Here is a 25,312-nt window from a genome sequence, read left to right as displayed (position 1 = left end):
TCTTCCTTCAAACAAACCTATGCTTATTTTACCATATAAAAAATTCGGTTTTTGAAAACATCATGAACTTTTGTATCTTTTATTAAGAAAAGTACTTGATTGTCTTATCCAATTGGTATTAGCACTTCAATATGCCTTTTTAATATCTGGACTAAAACAGGCGTACTACACCCATCATCACCATCTATATTGCAAGTCATATCAGGTGTTGTTTTAATGCTGACTTTTTCTGTTTTAATCACAACAACATCAGGATCTTCTTCAAGCTTCCCTCGCAGCATCGCCAAAGACATACGCATAAAAGCAGGTATACCAGCACTTTTCACAATAAAGACATGTAGGAAACCATCATCCGTTTTTGCATCAGGAGCCAGTTTTTCAAATCCTCCTACCGAGTTCGTCAATGCCACTAATACAAGCACAGATTTACCTTCCCATTTACCTCGGTCATGCTCAATGAGAATTTCTGTTTCATCATTTGAAGTTAAAGCTTTAACTCCTTCTATTACATATGCCAAAGTACCTAGTTTCGTTTTTTGTTCAACAGACACTTGAGAAACATTTTCTGCTAATTGTCCAACTGCTAAAATATTCATAAAGTATTGTTTTTGAACTTTAGCAATATCAACAAAAACCGGTTTAGCTGTTTTAAGGGCTTCAATCGCTTTTGATGGTTCTAAAGAAATACCCAATGCTCGTGCGAAATCATTTACAGTACCAAGAGGAATAATTGAGAAAAGTGGTTTATGTTGTTGTTCCGCTAATCCATTAACTGCTTCATTAATGGTTCCGTCGCCACCCATCGCTATTACAAGGTGACATTTTTCTACGCATGCCTGACGGGCAAAACCTTTCGCATCTCCTTCTCCCTGAGTTTCTTTGACATCTACTTCATACCCCATCGTTTTTAATGTTTCAACTGTTTGGTCTTTAACAGATCCTGCTAACTCTTTACCTGATGATGGATTTAATATAAACATTGCTTTTTTCAATTGAAAACTCTCCCTCTGACTGAGTGGTTTATATGGTAAAATAGTGAAAAGTTATGATTGTGAAAACGTGAGGTGGAATATTTTGGACACAAATTCAATTAACGAAATTATGAAAGTAATTCATGAGTTTTTCCCTGAACAAGCATCTATTGCTATTTCTAATACTACTGAATTTGTTTATTACCAACCGAGTAAAAAAATTGATTTAAAAATACTACCTGGTGATCCAGTTAAAGAAGGTACCGCCACACATAAAGCACTTCTTTACGGCCAAAAGGTTAACGAGTTTATTAATTCTGAAATTTTTGGTGTTTCATACTACGGGATGAGTATTCCGATTATTGAAGAAGGGGAAACTAAAGGTGCAGTGACAGCCATTTTCCCACAACAACCATCGCCTTTTTTAAGTAAATATATGACAATAAAAACAGATGAGAATTGGTATCCTGTTAAACATAATCAAGTTCTCTTTTTAGAGACTCAACTACGAAAAACATTTGTCAAAACTGAAGTTCGTGAGGGGTTCCATCGATTAAATTTAAGTGAGTTGGAATTATTTTTATCATCGGAATCATTTATAAGATGTCATCGTTCCTATATCGTCAACATTGCTTTTATTAAAGAAATTCAACCTGATTCCCATTCTACTTTTTTATTAGAAATGACAGATGGAACTAGAATTCCTGTCAGTCAACGTTATGCTAGTTACTTTAGACGCGCATTAGGGTTTTAAGTTGCTTTCTTTACTTATTAGATGAGGTTTTAAAATTTTTTTATCCTTAACAACTTTAATTTTCTCTTATCCCGAAAAAAGGTTGCACTCACTTTGAGTGCAACCTTTTTATGTGCAGTGATTTCTATTTAAATACCGGTGTATCTTTGAGATCTTTTGAATCTGTTTCTTCCATCTGATCTTGAACTTCTTCGTTATAATATTGAACGCTCGTCATAGCGCCTTCATCTACCATGTTATTGTCATCAATATCATGGGGATCTGAATGCCCAGTTTTAGTCATATCCATTTTATTTTTTTGTGAATCTATATAAGAATTCACTTTTATTTTTGTGTTATTAAATGCAACCATAGCCTTGTCACGATTTTCTTGTTTACTAAAATATGCATAAGTACCTGCTGCCAATCCAGCTAATAGTAATGAACGATTATTTCCTTTTGCCATTTTCATCATTCCTCCAAATAGTCATATTCTTTACCTAATTTATAAATACCCTCTATTTCCATTTTTAATCCTAATTTTTATTACAAAATGATTACAAATTAACTGCTTTTTTTAGCATATCAACATGAGGAATTCCATCTTCATCATACTCGTCAGATATCGCCTCAAAACCAAATGAGCCATAAAAGTGTTTAAGGTGAGCCTGTGCTTGTAATTGAATATCTGCGATTGGCCACTGTTCATGAATAAATGAGATTGCTTGTTCCATTAATTGTTTAGCAAGACCCCTTCCCCTTGATTTTTTGTCCACTATTACTCGTCCTATAGAAACGCAGTTATATTTTACCCCAGAAGGTAAGACTCGTGCGTAGGCAAGCAATTCATCATTTTCGATATAGGAGAAGTGATAAGAATCCATATCGTAACCATCTAACTCGGGATATGGACACGATTGTTCAACTATAAAAACATTTACCCGAAGTTGTAAGTATGTATAAAGTTCAGTAGTTGTTAACTCTTGAAAAGATTTGATTCTCCACAAATTTATCACTCCTTTTATGGATATTATTCCACATGTCTAGCATACTAGCGAAATATTTGGTATGATGACGGAAAGAATTTTGAGGTGAGCCGATTTGATACGAGCGATGAAACAAGACGATATTGCTGCGGTACAGCAAATCGCTAAACTAAGCTGGCATGATACTTATGAAGGTATTATTCCAATTGAGGTTCAAGTTTTATTTATTGAGCGCACTTATTCGAAGGCAATGATGATGAAACGTTTAGAAAAAACGTCCATGTATGTTGCTATTCATAATGATGAAATTGTTGGTTTCGCTAATTTTACTCGCATTGATAATGATGGGGACGTTGAACTTACAGCTATTTACCTCTTGCCATCTCATCAACACTTAGGATATGGCAAGCAATTATTAACTGAAGGATTGAATAATATTCAAGATGCTCAACAATTATTGGTTTACGTCGAAAGTGACAACCAAAAAGGTCGTGCGTTTTATGAACGTAATAATTTCATATGTATGGAAGAATTCGATGAATTTTTTGAAGGTCATCCGCTATCTACATCTAAATATGTATATAATTTAAAAACGCCGGTAAACACTTAAGTGTTTACCGGCGTTTTTATTATAGTGGTCTCATCGCTTGATTGTCATTGTTGTAGAATGGATCATCTTCACGACGATCTGGTGTTTTGCGAACGAAACACATGATTGCAGCGATATAAAATAGTATTGGAGCTAATAAAATAATTCCCGATAGCATACCTGAGAAGATAAATAAGATCCCTGCTACCTTAGGACTCTTAGTTACTTTCACTACGCCAATAATACTTAAAATTACACTAATTAATAAAGTCACAACTAATATCCAACCTACAACTCCTATTACATCTATCACAACATCCATAGTATCATTCATCATTGTGATATCTTCAGCAGTCATTGTTGAATCTGTCATTTCCATATTTTGTTCAAAGTACGTTTTTAGTTCAACCTTATCTGCTGTCGATGCTCCCCAAACAGCTAGTGTGACGAAAACTAAGAAGATTGCATTTAAAATTATACCTATAATTCCTAAAGCCTTTTCACCTGTTCTACTCAATTCCTTCACCTCACCTTTTAATCTACTAGTTTAGTACGAATCATTCACCTAAATGGTTTCATATTTTTAACATTCCCTTCATAAACTATGAGTAAACTTGTTTAAAAAAAGTTGCTATGGGTATTTAACAAGTAATAGCAAATTAAAGGGAGCGGATGAAAACATGGAAAAGAAAAAAGTAATATTTAGTCAATCAGATTTTATGTATACTGTTTTGGGCGCTTCAGTTCTAACGGGAATTTTAGTTGTCTTTACTCAAATTTAAGGATTAAAAATAAAACATAAAAGGCAAACCACTAATTGAATTAGTGGTTTGCCTTTTACTTATGCTTTAAGATCTTCATATTCATCAGATTGATTAAATGCAGACACTACATACGAACAAACTGCTTCCATTTTATAGCCTTTTTCACGAGCAAATTCAGCTGTATGATCAAGTAACTTCTTGGCATTCCCTTGACCTCGAAGAGTTGGAGATATAAATGTATGATCCATCACCATTACATCACCCATCAATGTCCATGTAATTTCCCCTAAATTTTGACCATCTTTTCCATACACAAATGCATACGCATCATGACCTAATTCTTTATACTGAAACTCCATAAACTTCCACTCCTTTTTGTAAGTGTAGCATAATTTAATCTTTAAACGTTAACGGGCGGAGAGAAGCTTCAATTTGTTCACGGCGGGATTCTAAAAATGGCGGCAAAGCAAGTGTTTCTCCTAATGTATCCACGGATTCATCTGTCGCAAATCCTGGTTCATCCGTTGCTAGTTCAAACAAAATTCCATTTGGTTCCCTGAAATAAATTGATTTAAAGTAATAGCGATCGATTTTACCAGAAGTCATAAATCCTCTTGAACGTAATAATTCTTCCCATTTATCATAGTCCTCAAACGTTTTCACTCTAAATGCTACGTGATGAACACTTCCACGACCTGGTCGTTCCAAAGCTAAATCAGGTCGTTCTTCAATATGCACTTCTGATGCTGGACCACCTTTGCCTGTAGAATATACAGTGATGTCAGGCATTGCTGTCATAAGGGAAGGATATGAACCGACTTTTTTGAAGCCCAATACTTCAGTAAGAACTAGTTGCGTTTGTTCTGCTTTACGCACGGTTAACGTGACATGACCTAAACCAACCACTGTAAATTCTTCTGGAACACCAGATTTTGTCCAAGGTATACCATATAGAACACCTTTGCCATCATCAACTTCTAGCATAAGACGAGATCCTTCAAAGTCTTCAAAATACATCGTTTTTCTACCGAAACGATCAATTACATCTTCAAATTGAACTTGATGTTGTGTAAAGCGTTCTTTCCAATAGGTTAAAGCAGCTTCACTTTTCACACGAAAAGCCGTATTACTGATACTTGAAGCTCCGGGTACTGTCTTCGCAGCATGTGGGATATCAAAATATGTTATATCCGTTCCAGGGGTACCTACTGCATCCCCATAAAATAAGTGATACGAAGATGTATTATCTTGGTTCACACTTTTTTTAACGAGTCGCATTCCTAAAATACGAGTGAAGAAATCGAAGTTTTTTTCCGCGTTTGCCGTAATGGCAGATACATGATGAATCCCTGCTAATTCCATTAAAATTCCTCCTACAAAAAAACATCTTGAATTCGAGATGTTTTTTTAAATTTTATCATGTGTGTATATAATGTGCAATTCATGTGATTTCATTTACATTACATCTGACAGAAATGCAGTGCACTGTAAACAACAGTCGGTTGCAGATCGCTTTGAACGGAAACACTACAGATGTGAGCTACAAAGTGTATACCCTAAATAGGTTCCACATCACTATGGATAAATAGTTTGGATTTTGAATATCGACAATACGTGCTGTGACTTACGATAAATTGATAACGTTATAAAGTTTCACATAATAACCGGTTAGTAAATTCCCGAAATTTAACTATTACAACGTGGATCACAATTTTTACAACGTGAAGGCCTATATTTACAACATTACCTTCCATATTTACAACGTCACCCCCAATAATTACAACTGAGTTATCGCTCGATACTAAAACCTAATCTTTTGATGATGCGAAGCACGTTATGGTGTGGCAAACACTTAAATAAAGTAAAAAGTTGCCGAAATTGATTCATCGGCACCCTATTTTCTAAATGGAAAGTGTCTATTCTCTCATAGACCAAAGTTAATAACTATGCCAGTTAAAGTATTCGTCTAGCGAAGGATGCACATTGCCTATAGAAAAAAGAGAAGTGCAAGGTGACAAAAGTCACCATGCACTTCTCTTTAGTTGTGCTTTACAAAGCAATCCGTAACCTCCATGAGAGGAGGTTTTAGTTAAACATAGAACGTATTGAATCAATTAGGTTGTTAAAAAAGTTTTTAACACTTTGCCAAAAACCTTCATTATCAACGATATTACCGATTTTATCTTCAATCGTTTTACTTAAATCATTTAATTGATCTGACCACTTACTAAAATCAATGTCCAGTTTACGAATGCGATCCATTAAATCAATTAATAATTGACGATCTTCTGGGCTTAACTCAATTTGTAGCTTCGTTAGTTGGTCTTGTACAATTTTTTCAACGTCTTCTTTAGTTGCTGGGTTTAATTCAGCAATATCTTTTTTAATCTCTGTTAAAAGTTCACTTACTTTGGCTTCGTCAATTCCTGACTTGTCCGCTAGAATAGTTGCCACTGAAAGTTCTTCATTCGCTACATCTGTGCGTTCCTTGTCGAGTGTTTCTCCACTAACTTCATAGGCTTTATAAATCCCTACTAAAGCAGAATGACCTGTTACTTTTTTGGGAGCCGCGACTTCAACTATAGCATCTTCAATTCCAGCTGTTAACATTGCATTTTCGTACATCTCAGCTGTTACTTGTGTGATGTTATCTTCAGTCACAATGTCGATTACTAACCCTTTACCGGCATCTTGACGCGTAATTTTAGCAGATGAGAACATGCGAGCTGATGAATCTCCATCTTTAATGTAGTTCACTAAATCTTCGCCTGTCACTGAAATTTCTTCTACTTCAGACTCATTTTTTACATCTAGGCTATCTTTAACACTTTGTTTTTCTGTTTCTGTTAAGTCTGCTCCATATACCACAATCGGTAATCCGAATTTTTCATTTATCCCGTCATCAGACGATGAGCCAGTGCTTCCTAGAGCTACTGAAGGCATAAGCAATGAAGCTACAAGTAAAATTGAAGCAAAACGTACAATATTCTTTTTCATAGAAAATTCTCCTCTCAAAACAACTTTTCTTTCATTTTGGACAAGCAAATTTTTTTCGGAAAAATGCTAGTCTCTTGATAATACGAAGAAAAGGTACAAAAAGTTTCGGTGAGCCTTTAATCTCCCCAATCTTCTTGTACCAGTTTTAAAAGCTAAATGTCAGACTTGACTATAGTCCAACCATCTTTTTGTTCGATTTTTCTTTCTTTCATTAGTTTTCCTAAAGCACGTTTAAATGAGGCTTTACTCAATTTAAACATCTCGAAAATTTCGTCTGGAGATGATTTGTCTGTAAATGGCATTTTACCGCCTACATCTTGTAAATAGCGATATAAAGTTTCCGCATCGTCCATTAATCTTTCTTGTTTACGCGGTAACATTGAGCCATTTAATGACCCATCTTCTTTTATGCCAATTACCCGAACTTCTACTTCTTCACCTAAACGAGGCTCAGCCATTTGTTCAGTGTGGTGAACAAATATTCTGTATCCTTCAGGTACGGTAATTAAAAATGATCCAACTGGCAGTAAACGATACGCTCTAGCTTTTAAGTTTTCATTGGATACTGTTGTAGGAGCCTCAATAAACGTCTCTATAACTTTTTCTTCTGTTATTAAACGACCATATAAATCGCCTAGATAATCTGTTCTTAAAGTCATATATAGATGATCACCAGTAGTTGGCCAAAGTTGGGTAATTACTGGCAAATCAAAACTTTTTACAAGAACTTCACGTGAGCTACCGATATCTACATATGAACCTACACGTTCTTCAGTTTTAATGACTCTCGCCCAACCATACACACCTTTTGTAATTTGTGGTAATGAGGACGTTGCACTTAAGTTGCCTCGACGGTCTTTAAATAAAAACACTTTAATTGTATCGCCTATCTGAACTTCTTCTGGTGCTTCAGACTCGTTAATCGATACTTCAATTTCTCCGTTGGATAATATCCATTTAGAAGATTCTTGAGACTTTACTTGCAAGTCAACAATTTCTCCTGATAATAATTCACTCATACTGGACACTCCTTTCGCATTTTCATTCATCTTTTTTACTGCTCTTTGAGTTTTTCTAACTTCATAAGAAAATCAGGATCCGCTTCCATCACTTGAATTAAGTCTCCAATTCGCTCAATGGAATTCCAACTTAAGTGATGCTCAATTCCTTCTACATCTTTATATATTTTGTCTTCCTGCACGCCAATTAAACGTAGAAATTGTTCCAACAAATCATGACGCTGAACTAAACGCTTCCCTAATTTCAAACCTTTTGATGTTAACATTAGCCCTCGGTATCGCTCATATATCAAGTATCCGTCTTTGTCTAGTTTTTGAACCATTTTTGTTACAGAAGATGGAAGTACTGAAAGAGATTCAGCGATATCCGAAACACGTGCATATCCTTTTTGTTCAATTAAAATATATATTTGTTCGATATGATCTTCCATACTAGGTGTCGGCATTCACTCTGTCCTCTCTTCCCATAGCTTATATAAGTGTACTATAGTCGCTTACTGTTCTCAAATGTATGGGAATGAACTGCTCTATTTTATTGGATTTTTATCTAACTAGTTTATCTTAAGTATTATGGGGTAAATTATTATTAGCAACGCTTTAAGAAGAGAGGATGAATTTATATGGGCAGAATTTTATGGATGATTATCGTTGTATTAATCGTTATTTGGGTACTCGGACTTGTACTTAAAATTGGCGGAGGTTTAATTCACTTAATATTATTGATTGCAGGTATAGTATTAATCGTACAATTAATATCAGGTAAACGAAAACTGTAACATAAAAGGGATGTCCGCTAATTTGGACATCCCTTTTATTATTTTATTTTCGCGTAAATGCACGTATCACGAACATATTTTCCATCTGATGAAAGCGAATCTTGTTTTAGTATTCCTTCTAATGTGAATTTTAATCTTTCAGCCACCGCTCGACTTCTTACATTGTCTGTCTCACAACGGATTTCTACTCTTCTCGCACCAAGTTCCTCAAATGCAAACTCAGTTAAACGTTCGGCCGCTTCGGTCATATAGCCTTTTCCTTCGAAACGACTGTCTAACCAGTAGCCAATCTCAACTTTTGGAATATCCCAATTAATACGATGAAAGCCGCTTGACCCAATAAACTCACCCGTTTCTTTTAAAAACAAATGAAGTCGTAGATCTTTTCTTGTTATGAAATCCGCGGCTGCTTGTCTTAAGTTTTCAGTCGTAACTTCGATTTTCTCATTTTTTTGAGCCCATGGCATCCATGGTTTTAATGCTTTATGCGAAATTTTAATGCTTTCCCAAACGACTGGAGCATCTTCTACTTTTGGTGCACGAATTAATAACCGCTCAGATTCAAATGAATCCGGGAATGTGCGCATTGAAATATGAACTTTTGTTTGTGCTTGTTCCGTCCCCTGTTGATCCTCCCACAAGACAGGCGTTGTTGTGCCTTCTATAAAATCTTCTCTTGTAATACCATACGTGATGGCATCGTAATAAGAACTTTCTTTTGGTGAAAACCAGGCTTTACGCAAATGTCCTTCTTTTACAAATCCTGCTCGTTCAAATGTTTTTCGCATCGCAAAGTTATCTTGACGTGTATGACCTTCTACACGAATTTTCTTTTCAGCTAGATTAAATACGTACTCAGCTACTTTTTTAAGTGCAGCTGGTCCATAACCATGGCCGCGGTGACTTTCTGCGATACGTAAGTCAAAGACAGGAATTTCATCTTGTAAATCAAACACTTTAACAATTCCTACTTTTTGTTGTTCTTCATTTTCGACCCAAAAGGTTTTGACTTCGTCTGATTCATAGCCGCCTTCTTCAATTGCTTTTTCGATAATTTCCCTCGCAGGATTCGAATTACCATGATATGGCCATGTGTTCGTAGTCATAAAATGTATTAATTGTTCTTGCTCTTCCATTGTCCACTCTGTTAATCGCATAATTCCCCCCGAACTGCGTTATTTTTGAATGCGCAGTAACCTCATTGAGTTCAAAACAACAAGTAACGTCGCACCCATATCTGCAAATATTGCAATCCAAAGAGTTAACCATCCAGGAATGATCAGCAGCAACGCTATTATTTTTAAGCCTAAAGCAAACATAATGTTTTCTTTAATAATACGCAATGCTTTTCGACTTAATTGAATGGTGTAAGGAAGTTTTTCTAAATCATCAGCCATTAAAGCAACATCTGCCGTTTCAAGTGCTGCATCAGTTCCAGCTCCACCCATTGCGATACCAACCGTTGCGGCAGCAAGTGCTGGAGCGTCATTCATGCCATCTCCAACCATAGCCACACGCCCGAATTCACTACGTAATTCTTTTACCGCATGTAGTTTTTCATCTGGCATTAATCCTGCTCTGACGTCCGTCAAATTCAACATTTGAGCTATCGCGGCAGCTGTTATTGGATGATCTCCGGTTAACATAACCATATGCTTAATCCCAAGTTCTCTTAATTTCTTTATAATGGTTGGACTGGTTTCTCTTATCGCATCTGCTACAGCTAAATGACCAGCATATTGATGATTGAAAAGAACGACCATCACCGATTTCCCTTGTTGTTGAAGCATTTCTACGTCTGCCTTTACATCAACTGTAATTGTCGTAGATTCTTCTGCCCATTTCAAACTACCAATAGCGACTTCTATTCCATCAACTGTGGCATTCACACCTTTACCAGTAACTGAATGGAAATTTTCAACTGGTGAGTGCTCTATATTTTGAACTGACGCATATGTCACGATCGCTCGTGCTATTGGGTGACCTGAATACGCTTCGACTGACGCCACTTTTTGAATGACTTCCCTTTCTGTAAAAGAAGCTTCTATTGATAAGTTGGTTACTTCTGGAAAACCTTTTGTTAAGGTGCCTGTTTTATCAAAAGCAATGGCTTGCAAGCGACCCATTTCTTCTAAATGAATGCCTCCTTTGATTAAGACACCTTGTTTCGCCGCATTACCTATTGCTGTAACAATAGCTACCGGTGTTGAAACAACGAGCGCACAAGGACAACCAACTACTAATACAGCAAGACCTTGATATATCCAAACTTGCCAATCACCTGTATATAAAGGAGGGATAACTGCAACAAGTAACGCAATTAAAATAATAATTGGAGTGTAATACTTGGCAAATTGATCAACAAATTTTTGCGATGGTGCTTTTTCACCCTGTGCTTCTTCTACTAAATGAATGATTTTCGCAATGGTTGTATCTTCGACTCGTTTCGTTACACGAACTTCGAGAGCCCCTTCTTCGTTTAAAGTTCCTGCAAACACTTCGTCTCCACTTGCTTTTGCTACAGGCATTGATTCCCCTGTAATGGGCGCTTGATTAATGAAAGAATGACCAGACAATACTTCCCCGTCCATCGCAATTTTTTGTCCTGGTTTTACAACAAGCGTATCGCCAATCATTATATCTTTCGTTGCTAGCTCGAGCATTTCACCATTTCTACGAATAATCGCATGTGCGGGGGCAATATCCATAAGTTGACGAATGGATTGACGTGCTTTGGTCATTGAGTAAGCCTCAAGTGCTTCACTCACTGCGAATAAAAATACCACCACAGCACCTTCACGCCATTCCCCAATGATGGCAGCACCAATGATGGCGATGGTCATGAGTGTTTTCATATCAAAATAGAAGCGAGACAAGTTTTTTAACCCGCTCCAAAACATTTCATAGCCACCAATGGCCATGGATAAGGCAAAAAAGACTATTGCATATGAGTCTGCTTCAGTCGTTTGAAATGAAATAATTAAACCTATTACTAATAAAATTAAGGATAGAAACGTCAAGATATTTTCTTTTCGTTTATAAAAAGATTTGTATTCAATTGTTCGCTTTGAATTTATTGGCATAACTTTAATGCCATCAAATGCTCCTGCCTTTTCTAACTCTTTAACAGTTACAGGTCCGATAACACGTAATTTTGATGCGCCAAAATTAACGTTGACTTCGGTAACTTCTTGCAGGGATTGAATGTTCTTTTCAAACTTCATAGCACAATTTGCACATGTTAAGTTTTCTAAACGGAATTCCTGTTGTTCATGTGCTTTCAATCTTTTCACCTTCTTTCGCATGTTCAAACGCTATTTTTACTAGCTGATTCACGTGATGATCGGCAAGGCGGTAATATACGAGTTTGCCTCTTTTTTCTGACTTAGCTAAATCGATATCTTTTAAATAGCGTAAATGATGAGAAGCTGTTGCGGTTGAAGATTGTATAATCGCTGCTACATCGCACACACATAATTCATTTTGAAGTGTTAATGCATATGAAATTTTCAATCTTGTTTCATCTGCTAAGGCCTTAAAAATTAAGGATATTCCCTTTAAATCTGGCAAGTTTTGTTGAACGTATTTTACATTTTCTTCATGAACGCATACTACTTCGCATGTTTCTGGTTTCATCATATCATCCCTCATTCAAACGTCCATTTGATTATTGATTTCAGTATATGCTCGATAAGTTTGAATAGCAAGGACATTCATGTCTCTATTTACATGTGAAGAAGTGAAACAACATCTCTATTATCAGCTTCTGTGCCTTTATTATTTCAATATTTCAGATAAAAAAAGGACTTTCAGTAGACATTAGAGAATATATATAAATTATATAAGCCATTTCTTTTGCTTCATTTCGAGAACTTTCAATAGCAAATTTGAATGGTAAAAGATTACTCTAAGGGTGGTATATATGTATAAACAAATTCTAGTCGCTGTGGATGGTTCTGTACATTCAAAGAGAGCAGCTTCTCACGCTGTTTTTTTAGCTAACTCAACTGAGGGTTCACATGTAACCCTACTTTATGTATTAGATTACGATAAGGCGCGATCTAATGACATTCATAACATGAGTAGTGAGGATTTACATATTGATCGCAAAAACAAAATCATGCCCATTAAAGAATTGTTCACATCCAAAGGTATCTCAACTGAAATTAAATTATTGCATGGTGAAGCAGGTCCAGTAATTGTAGAACATGCGAACCAAGAAAATTATGACGTTGTTGTGATTGGCAGTAGAGGTCTCAACACGCTACAAGAAATGGTGCTTGGTAGCGTCAGTCATAAAGTGGCAAAACGTGTAAACTCACCCGTATTATTAATAAAATAATTAAATGTAGACTGATCATTAATTGGTCAGTCTTTATTTTATCTCAGGAGCTGATGAAATTGAATAAAGGTACATTAAATTTAATTACAGATGTACCAGGTGTACAAGTAGGACATGTTACTTTAGATCAATGCATAAATGATCAAGACTCAATTTGCACAGGGGTTACAGCCATTTTGCCTCATGAAGGAAACCCCTTTCTGCAGAAAGTTCATGCTGCAAGCTTTGTGTTAAATGGCTTTGGGAAAACAGTTGGACTTATTCAACTTGAAGAATTGGGTTTGATGGAATCACCCATTATGCTCACAAATACATTTAGTGTTGGAGCCGTTTTAGAAGGAACTCTTTCATATATGTTGGAGCAGAATCCAACAATTGGGGACTCCACAAGTTCACTTAATCTTGTTGTCGGAGAGTGCAACGACAGTTATTTAAATTCAATGCGCCTTTTAGCCGTTCGACCTGAACATGCCGTTGAAGCATTACAAGCAGCAGCTCCAGGAAGTTTTCAACAAGGAGCTGTTGGTGCTGGTAAAGGCATGATTTGTTACGGAGTTAAAGGGGGGATTGGTAGTTCATCTCGAATTGCTGAACATGGAGATAATGCGTTTACTTTGGGTGTGCTAGTGTTGACGAACTTCGGTAGAGCCGGAGAATGTCAAATCTCCAATTGGGAGCAAGATAAAATAGATAAGCCCGATGGATCTGTCATCATCATCGTCGCAACTGATGCCCCTATCGATTCGCGTCAATTGAAAAGACTAGCAAAACGAGCGGCAATAGGACTCGGCCGAACCGGTACACACATACATAACGGCAGTGGGGATATCGTCATCGCTTTCTCAAATGCTAATACTGTGGCTCATGAATCTGACCATCCATTTGAAACACAGTCATTTTTACGAGATGATCACCCGTTAATGAATGAGTTATTCCAAGGTACTATTGAAGCAACGGAAGAAGCAGTTTATCAATCTATTCGTCTCTCACAAACAACAACTGGTCGTTTAGGCCGTGTGATTGAAAAAGGAGTATTTGTATAGAAAAAGATTCCCACTTCGTCAATAAATTTGACATAGTGGGAATCCTTTTTGATTGAATAATATATCGAGCAATTTACACATTACTTTTGATTTTCTACTAGACAAAACCGATATTCACCTTACAGGAATCAAATGAGAGATCCTAACCACCATCCAATACTTACGAAAACAAAACCGCCAAGGAGGGTGAACAATGCATAGCTAATTGCTTTTCGTTGCTTTCCTTTGATCCAATTCTCCACGAATTGAACAGCAAACGTTGAAAACGTTGTGAATGCACCTAAAAATCCAACTATCCAAAACATACTTAACCAGCTCGTTTCAATGGCTATTGGAAGTGAGAAACCCATTAAAAATGAACCCAACCAATTGATTACTACTATCCCTCTTGTTCCTTTAATTTTCAGCAAAATAATATAGCGAAATACTGCGCCTAAGCAACCGCCAATTGCAACTGCCAGGAGAGTCATTTTAAATATCCTCCTACCTTAAAACCAAGAGCTGCTGCAACAAAACAAAATATTGTCATACCTACCCCATAGACAAACGCTAAAATGATATTTTCTTGCATCAATTGAAGCCATTCAGCGGAAAATGTGGCAAAGGTGGTAAATGAGCCTAGGACTCCTGTTGTCCACAATAGCGACGCCGATTTCCCTGATGCAGCCGCACGTCCTGTTAACCACCCTAAAATGAAACTTCCTACACCATTCTCAATCCATAAAACAAATACGTTTGTAGTGGTTACCATGACGCTGTAGCGTAATAGTGCGCCCATCATTCCACCTGTGCCCACTAATAAAATGTTTTTCAATTTAACACACCCTAGTAATTACTCTGATGAAGATAATGTTAACGTATTGCCGTCTAAAATGTCACCATTCATTATCACAATGCGAATTTCAGATATTGTCTCACCAATGCGAGATAAGCGAATAAGCACAAAAAAACTAGTAGGCACCGACAACTCATTGTCATGCATGCCTACCAGCTTTATTTCAATAATTCTTCGGCTAATACTAATTTTACATTGGCTACTTGTTCTTTTGCAGTAAGAATATATAAAATATCTTTCTTTTGAAGCTTTGTTCCACCTGTAGGCATGACTAAATTACCTTTTCGAATAATAGCACTAATAAGCGTTTTTTCTGGCAGTCCAATCGTTTGGACGAGTTGTCCGGCAAACGGTGAAAACTCAGACACTTCAAATTCCAACATTTCTGCATTGGCACGATCCATTGATACAAGTTCCAATGTATGAATACGTTTTGGAACAGGTGGTCCATTCACTTTAAGTAATTTCGCGAAAAATGGAATGGTGGACCCTTGCAGTAAAGCTGAACTTAAGACGATAAAGAATACGATGTTGAAATACAGTGTACTATTGTCAATACCAGCTAACATCGGAAAGGTTGCAAGCACGATTGGAACAGCTCCACGTAATCCAGCCCATGAAATAAATAATTTCTCATTCCTGCTATAAGGAAAGAAAATGGTGGAGGCAAATACCGCAATTGGTCTTGCTATCACAATTAAGACAAATGACAGTACAAGCCCTTTCCAAATGATATCCCAATCCAACAAATCCCTTGGGTACACCAGCAGTCCTAAGATCACAAACATTGTAATTTGCATCAACCAGGCGAATCCTTCATGAAACCTGAAAATTGAGTGGCTATGTGTTAATTCTCGATTCCCTATAATCATGGCAGCAATATATACGGCCAGTAATCCGCTCCCACCTAATACAGCAGTTAGACTATAGATAAAAATGGCAAAGCCAGCAGATAGCACAGCATAAAGTCCACTCGCATCTAACTTAATTTTATTCATTGTTTTTGATGCGATATACCCTAGACCAAAACCGAACAACACCCCAAGTCCCATTTGCATAAAGAACTTACCTGCAAATGACCATGCGGAAATTTCTGGCATCAATATCCATTCAATAAATATAATGGTTAAAAACATTGCCATCGGATCATTCGTTCCAGATTCAGCTTCTAATGTTGATGTTAGTTTTTGTTTAATATTTTGACCAGATAGTACTGAAAAAACAGCTGCTGCATCTGTCGAACCAACAATAGAACCAAGGAGAAATGCTTCTAACCATCCAAGATCCAAGACTATGTATGCTGCAACCGCAACGATTGCTGTTGTTATTACCACACCAAGTGTTGCAAGGACGATTGAACCCCCTAGGACTGGACGAGCATGCTTCCACTGTGTTTGTAGTCCACCTTCAAATAAAATGATGATAAGGGCTAAAACACCCACCATTTGGGCAACTTTTGCATTAGAAAAATATATTAGTCCAGAAATATCACTACCTAAAATCATTCCTAAAAATATAAACAAAATAAGTGCTGGTACACCGGCTCTTGCAGAAATTTTCGTCATCAATACTCCACATAAAAGAAAAATACCCATTAATAATACAACAACATCTGTTGAGAACTGTTCCATTGGTCCCTCCTGTCTTTACACTAGTTGTCTCTATAGTTTAATAGTAATTGCCATTACATGCATGTAAAAAGCCTCAAACCCCAAAAGGATTTGAGACTTTTTTTATTCGTTTTCGCCAACAATTTTCACTTCAAGATCCAGGTTGACTCCGAATTTTTCTAGAACTTTATTGCGAACCATTTCAATTGTTTGAATATAGTCTGTAGCAGTTGCGTTATTTTTATTTACAATGAAACCAGCATGTTTCGTTGAAACTTCCGCACCTCCAAACCCCTTACCTTGCAGTTCACAGTCTTGAATTAATTTACCTGCAAAGTAACCAGGAGGTCGTTTAAATACACTACCTGCAGAGGGATATTCTAAAGGTTGTTTCGATTCACGTAGGTCCGTTAAATCTGCTACCTTTGAATCAATCGCCAATTGATTACCTAGTGCTAAATCAAATTCTGCGGACAACACATAATATCCTTTTTTCGTAATTACACTCATACGGTAGTCTAACTCAAGATCTTCTTTATACAAAACAAGTTTTACACCTTCTTGCGTCAAGACAGTCGCTCTGAAAATAATATCTTTAATCTCACCACCGTATGCTCCAGCATTCATTGCCATTGCACCACCAATAGAACCCGGAATACCACATGCAAATTCCAGCCCCGTTAAAGTTTCTTTCACAGCTTCTTTTGATGCATCAATGATGTCAGCACCACTTTGGGCATATACACGAGTACCGTTAATCTCAATTCGATTTAATTTAGACAAGTTCAAGACGATTCCCCGCACACCACCATCTCTGACCACCATATTAGAACCATTACCAAGTAACAACAATGGAATTTGTTTACGATGAGCATATGCCACAACAAAAATGGTTTCTTCTTCTGTCGATGGGGCTACAAATAAATCTGCCCGACCACCCATTTTCGTCATTGTGTGCAAGTTAAGAGGTTCATCTATTTTAACTGATTCATGTGAAATTTTTTCTGTTATATCGTCAAACCAACGATGTTTATTCATGAAAAGCCAAATCCTTTCGCTTAACTCTTTTCATTACATAGTATGCGTATTGACGACCTATTTGACAAGTGATTTTCAAGATAACCATACTTTTGACCATTGTTCAATGTTAGCAATTGCATCTTTTAGCCCTTTACCTTTTTCAGTTAATGAATATTCAACCTTCACAGGAACTTCTGCAAAAACATTACGTTCTACTAATCCTTCTTTTTCTAGTTCTTTTAATCGTTCAGATAGGAGGCGTCCACTCACTGGCAAGGAAGATACAATTTCGTTGAATCGCTGGGGTCCTTCTAATAACTGATATAGGATTAGACCGGTCCATCTTTTCCCGATAAGTTCCATAGCTTTTGATAACCGTGGACAAACTGTTGTTTCTTTCATAATTCTCACCTCTATTACTTTTAATTATAACTTAATTAAAAATCCATGTAAAACACATAGTAATTTAATTACTATTTTAAAGTAAGTTACGTATTATAACTTACTTTAAAATAGTACAATTTATGAAATATTTTTATTTTGAAATATGAGTATATTCAACCTACAAATATAATACCTTTAATTCAAGATATTTTAATTAAAACATATTGACATCGAGATATTTATTGCATATAGTAAAGCATAGAAATAAAAAACAATTTGGAGGAATTAATTATGAAAAAATGGAACGTAGATGCATCCCACTCAAGTATTGGATTTTCAGTAAAACATATGATGGTATCTAAAGTACGTGGAAGTTTCAGCGATTTCACTGCGGAGGTAGCAGCTACAGAAACAGATTTATCTAATGCCGAAATTGCATTTAACATTCAAGTGGCAAGTATTACTACCGGAAGCGTAGACCGTGACAATCACCTTCGTTCAGCTGATTTCTTTGATGTTGAAACATACCCAGAAATTAAATTCATTGCAAAAAATATTACAAAAAAAGATGATGAATATGAGATTGCAGGAGATTTAACAATAAAAGCCGTTACTAATCCAGTTGTATTCAATGCTGAATATGAAGGAAAAGGTACAAATCCATGGGGCCAAGAAGTAGTTGGTTTCAGCGCTGAAACTAAAATTAACCGTGAAGAATTTGGTTTAACTTGGAACCAAGCACTTGAAACTGGCGGCGTATTAGTAGGTAAAGACATTAAGATCACTATCGAACTAGAAGCTAACCCGGCTTAATAGCAAAATATCAAAAAGGAACTTCTCTATTAAAAGAGAAGTTCCTTTTTTTAATACTTCCAGGTGTTCTTTTGAAGTTCAATCGCAAGCTCCGCAACGATCGGCCGACTAATTAAATATCCTTGTATTTTTTGAGCACCCATATTTTTTAGTAATTCGAGTTGTTCGGATGTTTCTACACCTTCCATTACGGTAGACATCCCAAGGTTTTTTGCAATGTCTATAATTCCTTGTAAAATGACAAGTGATTTATTATCTTCTTGTTCCATTTCCATAATGAACATACGATCCACTTTAACTTGTTGAATAGGTAATAGTTTCAAAATAGACAGAGATGAATAACCAGTTCCAAAGTCATCAAGTGCCGTTTTTACGCCCAAATGGTTTAAATCACTTAGAATTTGAGTTGCCAACTCACTATTTTGTACAGCAACGGTTTCAGTAATTTCAAATATTAATCGGCGCGGTGAAATTTTTGCTTCTTGAATAATTGATTTAACATCATTCAAAAATTCACGATGCATCATTTGTTTAACTGAGATATTAATAGCGACTTGAAAACCATTATATCCTTCAAGTTCCCAAAGTTTCACTTGCAATGCCACTTGTCGTAAAATCCATCTTCCAACTGGAACAATTAAGTCGCTATCTTCTAGAAGCGGAATAAATTCTACAGGAGAAATTGAACCAATTAATGGAGATTCCCATCTGATTAAAGCCTCATAGCTTGTGATTTTCTGATTAGACAAATCATATACAGGTTGATACACCATATAATATTCATTATTATAAAGCGCTTGTACCAAGTTATTTGCGATAAGTCTGGCACGTTCGTTTTGATTTGCTAATTCTTGTGAAAAGAATACGGCCCGATTCCCACCTTGTTTTTTTGCTTCTTGAACAGCGAATGTAGCATCTTGCATCATTAGGTCTGGCCAATCGCCAAGTACTGATTTTCGTATCCCAAGACTTAGTGTTATCCAAATACTCTCAAATGAAGAGACTTCTACGGGTTCCTCCATTAATTTAATTAAACGAGCTGTTAATGATTCTAGTTCCTCTTCAGAATTTGATGGAACGATGATAACAAACTCATCTCCACCAACGCGGTACAATTCATTGCGGTTAGCAAACGCTTGAATTTTATTGCTAAGCTCAAATAATACACGGTCGCCTAATTGATAACCAATACGTTCATTTATATCTTTAAAACGATCTAAATTAATGAAAAGTAACGAGAAATTCTTGAAACTTGTAGGGTCTAAATCTTTTGTTAATTTTTCTTCAAACAATACTCGATTAGGAAGATTAGTTAACAAATCTCTTTTAAGCATTTTATCTTCTCTAACATCATTTCTTCTGATATAAATTGAAACACCACATAAAATTAAGAATGTCAGTACAACAATAAGAATGTTTCGCCAAAAAATAGATGAAATATGGCTTTCTAAATCATTACTAAACGAATCAACAAGCACCGTCCAGTCTTCCCCTGCTCGTTGATACATTACATAATGACCTGTCTTGTGATTGACCATTTTCGACCCATTTTCCTTCACTTGCATTTCATTTACTAATTGTTTGGCATTGGGTACTTTTTCTTCTAAAGTTTCATCAGTTGTTGAGAACACTAACTGATCTTCTTTATATAAATACAACGTTCCTGGCAAACTAGATTTTTTAGCTATGGCACCTAAAATATTCCCCATATTTACCACACCTGATATTACACCAATAATTTCTTCATTTTGTCCTACAGGCACACGTATAGCTGTAACAATCTGATTGGAGTCTTGATAAAGTGGAAACAAATCACTAAAAACGATTTCGCCTTGCAATGCTCTTGCGAAGGATTCAGGTTGATTGACTGGAAAAGCCGATCCATCTCCAGCCAAGATTTTACCTTGAGGATTAATAAAACCAAGAGAAGTGAAAAACGGCATATTTTCACTCTGTTTATTAAGAAATTTTATTACGTCTTCATCTTCACCATCAAGTAATAATAGGTAATCTGCAATTAATTTAAGTTCAACGACTCGCTCATTTGAGAATTTGTTTGTTTCATCTGTAAAATTATTTAGAAGTTCCTTCGTTTCTTTTTCAACAGTTTCTAACACATATTTTTTTGTGTATTGGTAATTAATAATGGTTATAGCAACGACTGTCATTAATACGATAGAAAGCAATATGTAGGTTTGTAGTTGTCTTTTTGACATGTTGTCACACCCAGTTTTTTTGAATTTATTACAAATAAAATAATTGTATATATATACCAACTTTTTTATTACTTTCACTTATTTTATTGTCAAGGAATGTCTGAAGATAGTCAATACTTGTATGATATATTAATATTAAAGATGTAAAATTATTCATCCCTATAGGTACGAAAGGACGAGAAATAGCTTGACTAAAAAACCTTCTTCTTCAAAACAATTTTTCCAGCTGATTCGTTCATTAAAATGGCCATTTGGTATAACTGTCTTCGCAGTTTTATTAGCTTTAGCTGAAACAATTACTGGCTTGATTATTCCTCTTGTTACAAAAGACTTAGTTGACTCATTGACAACTGCCATATTCGATTGGCGTATAATCACACTTTTATTCATCGTCTTTATTCTCCAAGCTATCGCAGGTGGTGTTTCTTACTATTTGTTATCGTACATTGGGGAAACCATTGTTTCAGATTTACGTATGAAATTATGGCGCAAAGTATTACGACTACCCATTCCATATTTCGATTCACTCGAAACCGGGGAAACAATGAGTCGGATTACACAAGATACTTCGATATTAAAGCAGCTTATAACAGGTCATTTAGTAACATTTGTATCTGGCATTATTTCAGTTATTGGCTCCGTCATTATATTATTCTTTATTGATTGGAAAATGACATTAATTTTGCTAGTGAGCGTACCTCTTGCAATGGCTATTATTATTCCTCTAGGTCGTAAAATGCATAAAGTAGCAAAAGGAACTCAAGAAGAAATGGCTAAATTCTCTGGATTACTCGGTCGGGTTTTATCAGATATTCGGTTAGTTAAAGCTTACCGTGCAGAAGAAACCGAAAGTCTTAAAGGCGATCAAGCCATTGGGAAGTTGTTTCAATTCGGTTTGAAAGAAGCTCGTATTCAATCCATTATTTCACCTATTATGACGTTAATTATGATGGGAATTCTTGTCGTGATTTTAGGGTATGGTGGCATGCAAGTTTCAAATGGACAATTATCTCCAGGTTCCCTCGTCGCCATTATCTTTTACTTATTTCAAATTGTTGTGCCATTTGCTCAAATGGCTTCATTCTTCACTGCTTATCAAAAAGCAGTCGGTGCAACGGAACGAATTCAAAATATGTTGGAACTAGACCATGAAACCATTACTGGTTCTCCAGTAATTAATAAAGAATCCCTTAGATTTGAACAAGTTTATTTTTCTTACTCTGAGGACAAAAAGATTTTAACAGATGTATCCTTTGAAGCTGTCCCTGGAACAGTTACAGCCTTTGTAGGTCCTAGTGGAGGTGGAAAAACGACGATTTTCTCTTTATTAGAACGCTTTTACGAGCCAAATAGTGGAGCTATTTTCGTCGGACACACAGCTATTAGTGATTTACCCTTAGGGGACTGGCGTGGACGAATCGGCTATGTGTCGCAAGAAAGTCCGTTAATGAATGGTTCTATCTTAGACAACTTGGCGTACGGTTTTAATCAAAGTCCACCACTCGAAATAATTAAAGAAGCAGCCATTGCAGCTAATGCTTGGGAGTTTATCGAAAAACTTCCTCAAGGTTTTGAGACATTAGTTGGTGAACGTGGAATGAAATTGTCAGGTGGACAACGTCAGCGAATTGCGATCGCACGTGCATTATTATACAATCCTCAGATTTTACTACTTGATGAAGCAACGTCAAATTTAGATAGTGGTTCGGAGATCTTAGTTCAAGAAGCCTTGCAATTGCTAATGAAAGGTAGAACTACCTTAGTAATTGCCCACCGCCTGGCAACTGTTCTACATGCAGATCAAATCCTTGTACTTGAAGGTGGTCACATTACGGGCTCTGGCACACATAGCGAGCTTTTTGATTCTCATAAGTTATACAAAGAGTTTGCTCTAGGCCAAGGACTATCTTAAGAAAAGTAAGACTATGTTTGTAGATAGAACCATAAAACATAATCCATTTCTTTGAAAAGCAAAAACTTTTACATCATTTTAAAAAGCTGTTCTTCTCAAAATATTGAGAGGAACAGCTTTTGTTTATTTCTTTAAAATCATCGTCATTTCACCTGTTCCGTTATTAGCTTTAATCTCAGCATAAGCTCCGTTGATAAAAGTCAATTGAGGCGGAACGTGTCCAATATCTGCATTGTAGATGACTGGTAAACTAGTTGCTTCCGCAAATCTTTCTAAGGCATCTAGAGTTGTAAAGCCACCGACTTCTTGACCGGCAACTGTACGTCCAAATAGAACTCCAGATGCATTCTCAAACCAACCAGATTGCTGCATTTGCATTAATGTTCGATGGAAATCTGTTGCTGACATCTCACAGTTCTCGAAATACCACAAGATTGGTTCATTATTTAAATACGTTTTTTGAAATTCTTTTACATCCCCGTATGGCGTCCCAATTAAGTGATGAATTGTATCCAAACATCCTCCTAGTAAGCGACCGTTCATTTCTACAGGTAAATTACTAACCGTTTCCCAGTTCGTTGTTGTATCTAATTTATAGATATACGGATCAGGTATTTTATCGTGGTTCCACTTAGATTGATAATAAGAAGACGATACTTGTTTAATCATTGAGCCTTCTTCAGAAGAAAGTACTTCTAAAAATTTACTTGTAGTTGGATCCCATTCGTCACTTCGCAATTCAATTAAGTTCGTACCATGTACAGTTGCAATGCCCGTTTTTAGCGTTAATGCAAACAATAAAGTACTAGTATCTGAATACCCAAGAATCCATTTAGCTTGAGCCTTCTCCCATTCAATGAGTGGAAGGATCTCTTGCAAAATTTCCCCTCCCCATGGAGGTATTATAGTGCGGATATCATGGTTTTGAAGCATAGCATTTAATTCGGCAGCACGCTTTTCTTTTGTAGCTGAAGCGGCTTTGTATTGAGTCCACACAGTTTCTCCAATTTTAATATTGTATCCTCGGTTTTCTAATTGCTTTTTACTAAGGTGTATTAAATCGTGTAATTCACTATCAACACCTGAAGAAGGTGCTGTTACTCCGATTGTTTGACCTGTTTGAAGACCTTTTGGATAGCGCATCATCATTGTCACCCTTTTTTTGTGAAGATTGAAACTATTTTACCAATAATACGTATATTATTATACTATTATTTTAAAAGGAGTGAATATTATGCCAATAGAGTCGATGTCTACAGGATTTGATTTATTTAACACCATGGTGGTCATCGTACCCCTCATTATTATTGGTGTTTTCGTGTTTATACTCATAAAAGAGCTAGGTGAATGGAGTTCTAACAATCAGTCGGCTATTCTTACTGTTCCTGCAGAAGTTGTCACCAAACGTTCTAGGACATCTGGAGGCGCAGGAGATTCATCCGCTAGAACTAGCTATTATGTGACGTTCCAAATGGACAGTGGTGATCGTATGGAGTTAAAAATGAACGGGAAAGAGTACGGCATGCTTGCTGAAGAAGATTTAGGTACTTTAACATTCCAAGGTACACGTTACCAAGGTTTTGAACGAAGAAAACTTGTTGAATAACTCTAAGAAAAACCGTCAAGTGCACCCGGTCCTTAAAGAAAGTACAGATGATTTAAGTATCAGTTGAAAGGATAAGACAGCCTTCTATTTAGATCTAGTGATTTCCGTTTCAGGCGGACGCTATCCGTGGGCACGGCCTCAGCCGCTTCACTCGCTCCGCTCGCTGCAGGGTCTTCAGCTCGCGCTTTTCCCACCGGAGTCGCCGCCTTCCACTTCAATCATTCTCCTAATTATAAATCAACAGTGATGACAATATGTTTTAAAAATAAATATAAAAAGTCGTCTTGTTAGCTGAATGTACCAACTCCTAAATTTAGATAGGATTACTAAACAAGTTTATATTACTGAACAAACATCACTTCCACTGAAATTCAAGAGGAGACTTGTGAGCTTAAAAAAGAAATCACCCCTTTACATTTATCTGTTTAGCATGAGTCCCACCTTGGAAATTCATATTAGTTTCGATATACTAAAAACACTATGAACACGGAGTTCATGACACTCTATAGTTCTATTTTTAGTGACAATTATTTGAAATCGTGAGCGATACAAAGCTAGCAGAAATACTTCTTCTACACTATTTTTAAAAAGAGAAATACTAGCTCAAAGTACCAGAATTTCAGTGTTCATCATGCAAAACACTGCATTTTCCCATTATTTAAAGTACAGTGACTTTCTGGACTTAAAAAGTATATA

The 25,312-nt window shown here is 36.3% G+C and carries 28 protein-coding genes; 8 read left to right on the top strand and 20 right to left on the bottom strand.

Annotated features, from left to right (window positions below; genetic code table 11):
• Positions 1-104: 104 nt before the first annotated feature.
• Positions 105-992: a diacylglycerol/lipid kinase family protein gene (locus E2636_RS02035; RefSeq protein ID WP_134208551.1), complete on the bottom strand. Its 888-nt coding sequence runs from the start codon at positions 990-992 to the stop codon at positions 105-107.
• Positions 993-1,074: 82 nt separating this feature from the next.
• On the opposite strand from E2636_RS02035, the gene E2636_RS02030 reads away from it, so the two are divergent.
• Complete coding sequence (locus tag E2636_RS02030) at positions 1,075-1,725, top strand: LytTR family DNA-binding domain-containing protein (RefSeq protein WP_017382013.1); 651 nt, start codon at positions 1,075-1,077, stop codon at positions 1,723-1,725.
• A 124-nt stretch (positions 1,726-1,849) separates the two neighbouring features.
• On the opposite strand, the gene E2636_RS02025 is transcribed toward E2636_RS02030, so the two are convergent.
• Both E2636_RS02025 and E2636_RS02020 read right to left on the bottom strand, forming a co-directional pair.
• Positions 1,850-2,170 (bottom strand): hypothetical protein, encoded by a 321-nt coding sequence (locus E2636_RS02025; RefSeq protein ID WP_134208549.1) that lies wholly within the window; start codon positions 2,168-2,170, stop codon positions 1,850-1,852.
• Positions 2,171-2,261: 91 nt separating this feature from the next.
• The gene (locus tag E2636_RS02020) at positions 2,262-2,711 is read right to left on the bottom strand and encodes a GNAT family N-acetyltransferase (RefSeq protein ID WP_134208547.1); all 450 of its coding nucleotides are present in this window, start codon (positions 2,709-2,711) and stop codon (positions 2,262-2,264) included.
• A 94-nt stretch (positions 2,712-2,805) separates the two neighbouring features.
• Between E2636_RS02020 and E2636_RS02015 the strand changes: the two genes are divergently transcribed.
• Positions 2,806-3,300, top strand: coding sequence for a GNAT family N-acetyltransferase (locus tag E2636_RS02015; RefSeq protein WP_134208545.1), 495 nt, complete (start codon positions 2,806-2,808; stop codon positions 3,298-3,300).
• Between the two features lie 19 nt (positions 3,301-3,319).
• On the opposite strand, the gene E2636_RS02010 is transcribed toward E2636_RS02015, so the two are convergent.
• The 6 genes from E2636_RS02010 to mntR form a co-directional block, all read right to left on the bottom strand.
• The gene (locus tag E2636_RS02010; RefSeq protein WP_243840713.1) at positions 3,320-3,805 is read right to left on the bottom strand and encodes a DUF4064 domain-containing protein; all 486 of its coding nucleotides are present in this window, start codon (positions 3,803-3,805) and stop codon (positions 3,320-3,322) included.
• Between the two features lie 315 nt (positions 3,806-4,120).
• Positions 4,121-4,441, bottom strand: coding sequence for a GNAT family N-acetyltransferase (locus E2636_RS02005; RefSeq protein WP_407670291.1), 321 nt, complete (start codon positions 4,439-4,441; stop codon positions 4,121-4,123).
• A complete protein-coding gene (locus tag E2636_RS02000) occupies positions 4,437-5,405 on the bottom strand; it encodes a ring-cleaving dioxygenase (RefSeq protein WP_134208539.1) in 969 nt (322 codons plus the stop codon). Before E2636_RS02000 ends, E2636_RS02005 begins: the two co-directional genes overlap by 5 nt.
• Positions 5,406-6,128: 723 nt before the next feature.
• On the bottom strand, positions 6,129-7,040 hold the full coding sequence (locus tag E2636_RS01995) for a DUF1002 domain-containing protein (protein WP_134208537.1): 912 nt from the start codon (positions 7,038-7,040) through the stop codon (positions 6,129-6,131).
• A gap of 152 nt (positions 7,041-7,192) precedes the next feature.
• Entirely contained in the window at positions 7,193-8,059 is an 867-nt protein-coding gene (locus E2636_RS01990; RefSeq protein WP_134208535.1) for a CvfB family protein, read from the bottom strand.
• A 35-nt stretch (positions 8,060-8,094) separates the two neighbouring features.
• Entirely contained in the window at positions 8,095-8,505 is a 411-nt protein-coding gene (gene mntR, locus E2636_RS01985; RefSeq protein ID WP_134208532.1) for a transcriptional regulator MntR, read from the bottom strand.
• A 174-nt stretch (positions 8,506-8,679) separates the two neighbouring features.
• Between mntR and E2636_RS01980 the strand changes: the two genes are divergently transcribed.
• On the top strand, positions 8,680-8,835 hold the full coding sequence (locus E2636_RS01980; RefSeq protein WP_017381626.1) for a lmo0937 family membrane protein: 156 nt from the start codon (positions 8,680-8,682) through the stop codon (positions 8,833-8,835).
• A gap of 38 nt (positions 8,836-8,873) precedes the next feature.
• Here the strand turns inward: E2636_RS01980 and E2636_RS01975 are convergent, their stop codons facing one another.
• Genes E2636_RS01975 through E2636_RS01965 form a run of 3 tightly spaced genes read right to left on the bottom strand, consistent with a single transcriptional unit; the run spans position 8,874 to position 12,471 of the window.
• On the bottom strand, positions 8,874-9,992 hold the full coding sequence (locus tag E2636_RS01975) for a GNAT family N-acetyltransferase (RefSeq protein WP_134208530.1): 1,119 nt from the start codon (positions 9,990-9,992) through the stop codon (positions 8,874-8,876).
• An 18-nt stretch (positions 9,993-10,010) separates the two neighbouring features.
• Complete coding sequence (locus E2636_RS01970) at positions 10,011-12,140, bottom strand: heavy metal translocating P-type ATPase (protein WP_134208528.1); 2,130 nt, start codon at positions 12,138-12,140, stop codon at positions 10,011-10,013.
• Positions 12,106-12,471, bottom strand: a complete 366-nt coding sequence (locus E2636_RS01965) for an ArsR/SmtB family transcription factor (protein ID WP_134211726.1) — start codon at positions 12,469-12,471, stop codon at positions 12,106-12,108. The genes E2636_RS01970 and E2636_RS01965 overlap by 35 nt, the downstream gene beginning before the upstream one ends.
• Positions 12,472-12,757: 286 nt before the next feature.
• Here E2636_RS01965 and E2636_RS01960 point away from each other — a divergent pair, with 286 nt between their 5' ends.
• Positions 12,758-13,177, top strand: coding sequence for a universal stress protein (locus E2636_RS01960; protein WP_134208526.1), 420 nt, complete (start codon positions 12,758-12,760; stop codon positions 13,175-13,177).
• 59 nt (positions 13,178-13,236) lie between these two features.
• The gene (locus E2636_RS01955; RefSeq protein ID WP_134208524.1) at positions 13,237-14,220 is read left to right on the top strand and encodes a P1 family peptidase; all 984 of its coding nucleotides are present in this window, start codon (positions 13,237-13,239) and stop codon (positions 14,218-14,220) included.
• A 128-nt stretch (positions 14,221-14,348) separates the two neighbouring features.
• Here E2636_RS01955 and E2636_RS01950 read toward each other — a convergent pair whose 3' ends face one another.
• From E2636_RS01950 to E2636_RS01930, 6 genes are all read right to left on the bottom strand, one after another.
• Positions 14,349-14,690: a fluoride efflux transporter FluC gene (locus E2636_RS01950; RefSeq protein WP_134208522.1), complete on the bottom strand. Its 342-nt coding sequence runs from the start codon at positions 14,688-14,690 to the stop codon at positions 14,349-14,351.
• The gene (locus E2636_RS01945) at positions 14,687-15,034 is read right to left on the bottom strand and encodes a fluoride efflux transporter FluC (protein WP_134208520.1); all 348 of its coding nucleotides are present in this window, start codon (positions 15,032-15,034) and stop codon (positions 14,687-14,689) included. The genes E2636_RS01950 and E2636_RS01945 overlap by 4 nt, the downstream gene beginning before the upstream one ends.
• Before the next feature lie 18 nt (positions 15,035-15,052).
• Positions 15,053-15,202, bottom strand: a complete 150-nt coding sequence (locus tag E2636_RS18850; RefSeq protein ID WP_166669467.1) for a hypothetical protein — start codon at positions 15,200-15,202, stop codon at positions 15,053-15,055.
• Between the two features lie 11 nt (positions 15,203-15,213).
• On the bottom strand, positions 15,214-16,686 hold the full coding sequence (locus E2636_RS01940) for a potassium/proton antiporter (RefSeq protein ID WP_134208518.1): 1,473 nt from the start codon (positions 16,684-16,686) through the stop codon (positions 15,214-15,216).
• Positions 16,687-16,788: 102 nt separating this feature from the next.
• Positions 16,789-17,703: a UDP-N-acetylmuramate dehydrogenase gene (gene murB, locus E2636_RS01935; protein ID WP_134208516.1), complete on the bottom strand. Its 915-nt coding sequence runs from the start codon at positions 17,701-17,703 to the stop codon at positions 16,789-16,791.
• A gap of 75 nt (positions 17,704-17,778) precedes the next feature.
• Positions 17,779-18,087 carry a winged helix-turn-helix transcriptional regulator gene (locus tag E2636_RS01930; protein ID WP_134208514.1) on the bottom strand — a complete coding sequence of 103 codons (309 nt, stop codon included), beginning with the start codon at positions 18,085-18,087 and terminating at the stop codon, positions 17,779-17,781.
• A gap of 273 nt (positions 18,088-18,360) precedes the next feature.
• Here E2636_RS01930 and E2636_RS01925 point away from each other — a divergent pair, with 273 nt between their 5' ends.
• Positions 18,361-18,882, top strand: coding sequence for a YceI family protein (locus E2636_RS01925; RefSeq protein ID WP_134208511.1), 522 nt, complete (start codon positions 18,361-18,363; stop codon positions 18,880-18,882).
• A 50-nt stretch (positions 18,883-18,932) separates the two neighbouring features.
• On the opposite strand, the gene E2636_RS01920 is transcribed toward E2636_RS01925, so the two are convergent.
• Positions 18,933-21,098, bottom strand: coding sequence for a bifunctional diguanylate cyclase/phosphodiesterase (locus E2636_RS01920; protein ID WP_134208509.1), 2,166 nt, complete (start codon positions 21,096-21,098; stop codon positions 18,933-18,935).
• A gap of 187 nt (positions 21,099-21,285) precedes the next feature.
• Between E2636_RS01920 and E2636_RS01915 the strand changes: the two genes are divergently transcribed.
• Positions 21,286-23,010, top strand: a complete 1,725-nt coding sequence (locus tag E2636_RS01915) for an ABC transporter ATP-binding protein (protein ID WP_134208507.1) — start codon at positions 21,286-21,288, stop codon at positions 23,008-23,010.
• A 123-nt stretch (positions 23,011-23,133) separates the two neighbouring features.
• On the opposite strand, the gene E2636_RS01910 is transcribed toward E2636_RS01915, so the two are convergent.
• On the bottom strand, positions 23,134-24,156 hold the full coding sequence (locus E2636_RS01910) for a S66 family peptidase (protein ID WP_134208505.1): 1,023 nt from the start codon (positions 24,154-24,156) through the stop codon (positions 23,134-23,136).
• Positions 24,157-24,244: 88 nt separating this feature from the next.
• Here E2636_RS01910 and E2636_RS01905 point away from each other — a divergent pair, with 88 nt between their 5' ends.
• Positions 24,245-24,616: a DUF2500 domain-containing protein gene (locus E2636_RS01905; protein WP_134208503.1), complete on the top strand. Its 372-nt coding sequence runs from the start codon at positions 24,245-24,247 to the stop codon at positions 24,614-24,616.
• Positions 24,617-25,312 lie beyond the last annotated feature (696 nt).

Origin of the sequence: Paenisporosarcina antarctica (assembly GCF_004367585.1) — a bacterium.
In the GTDB taxonomy this organism is placed as follows: domain Bacteria; phylum Bacillota; class Bacilli; order Bacillales_A; family Planococcaceae; genus Paenisporosarcina; species Paenisporosarcina antarctica.
The sequence above is the reverse complement of the archived record's forward strand: the minus strand, read 5'-3'. Positions and strand labels throughout refer to the sequence as shown.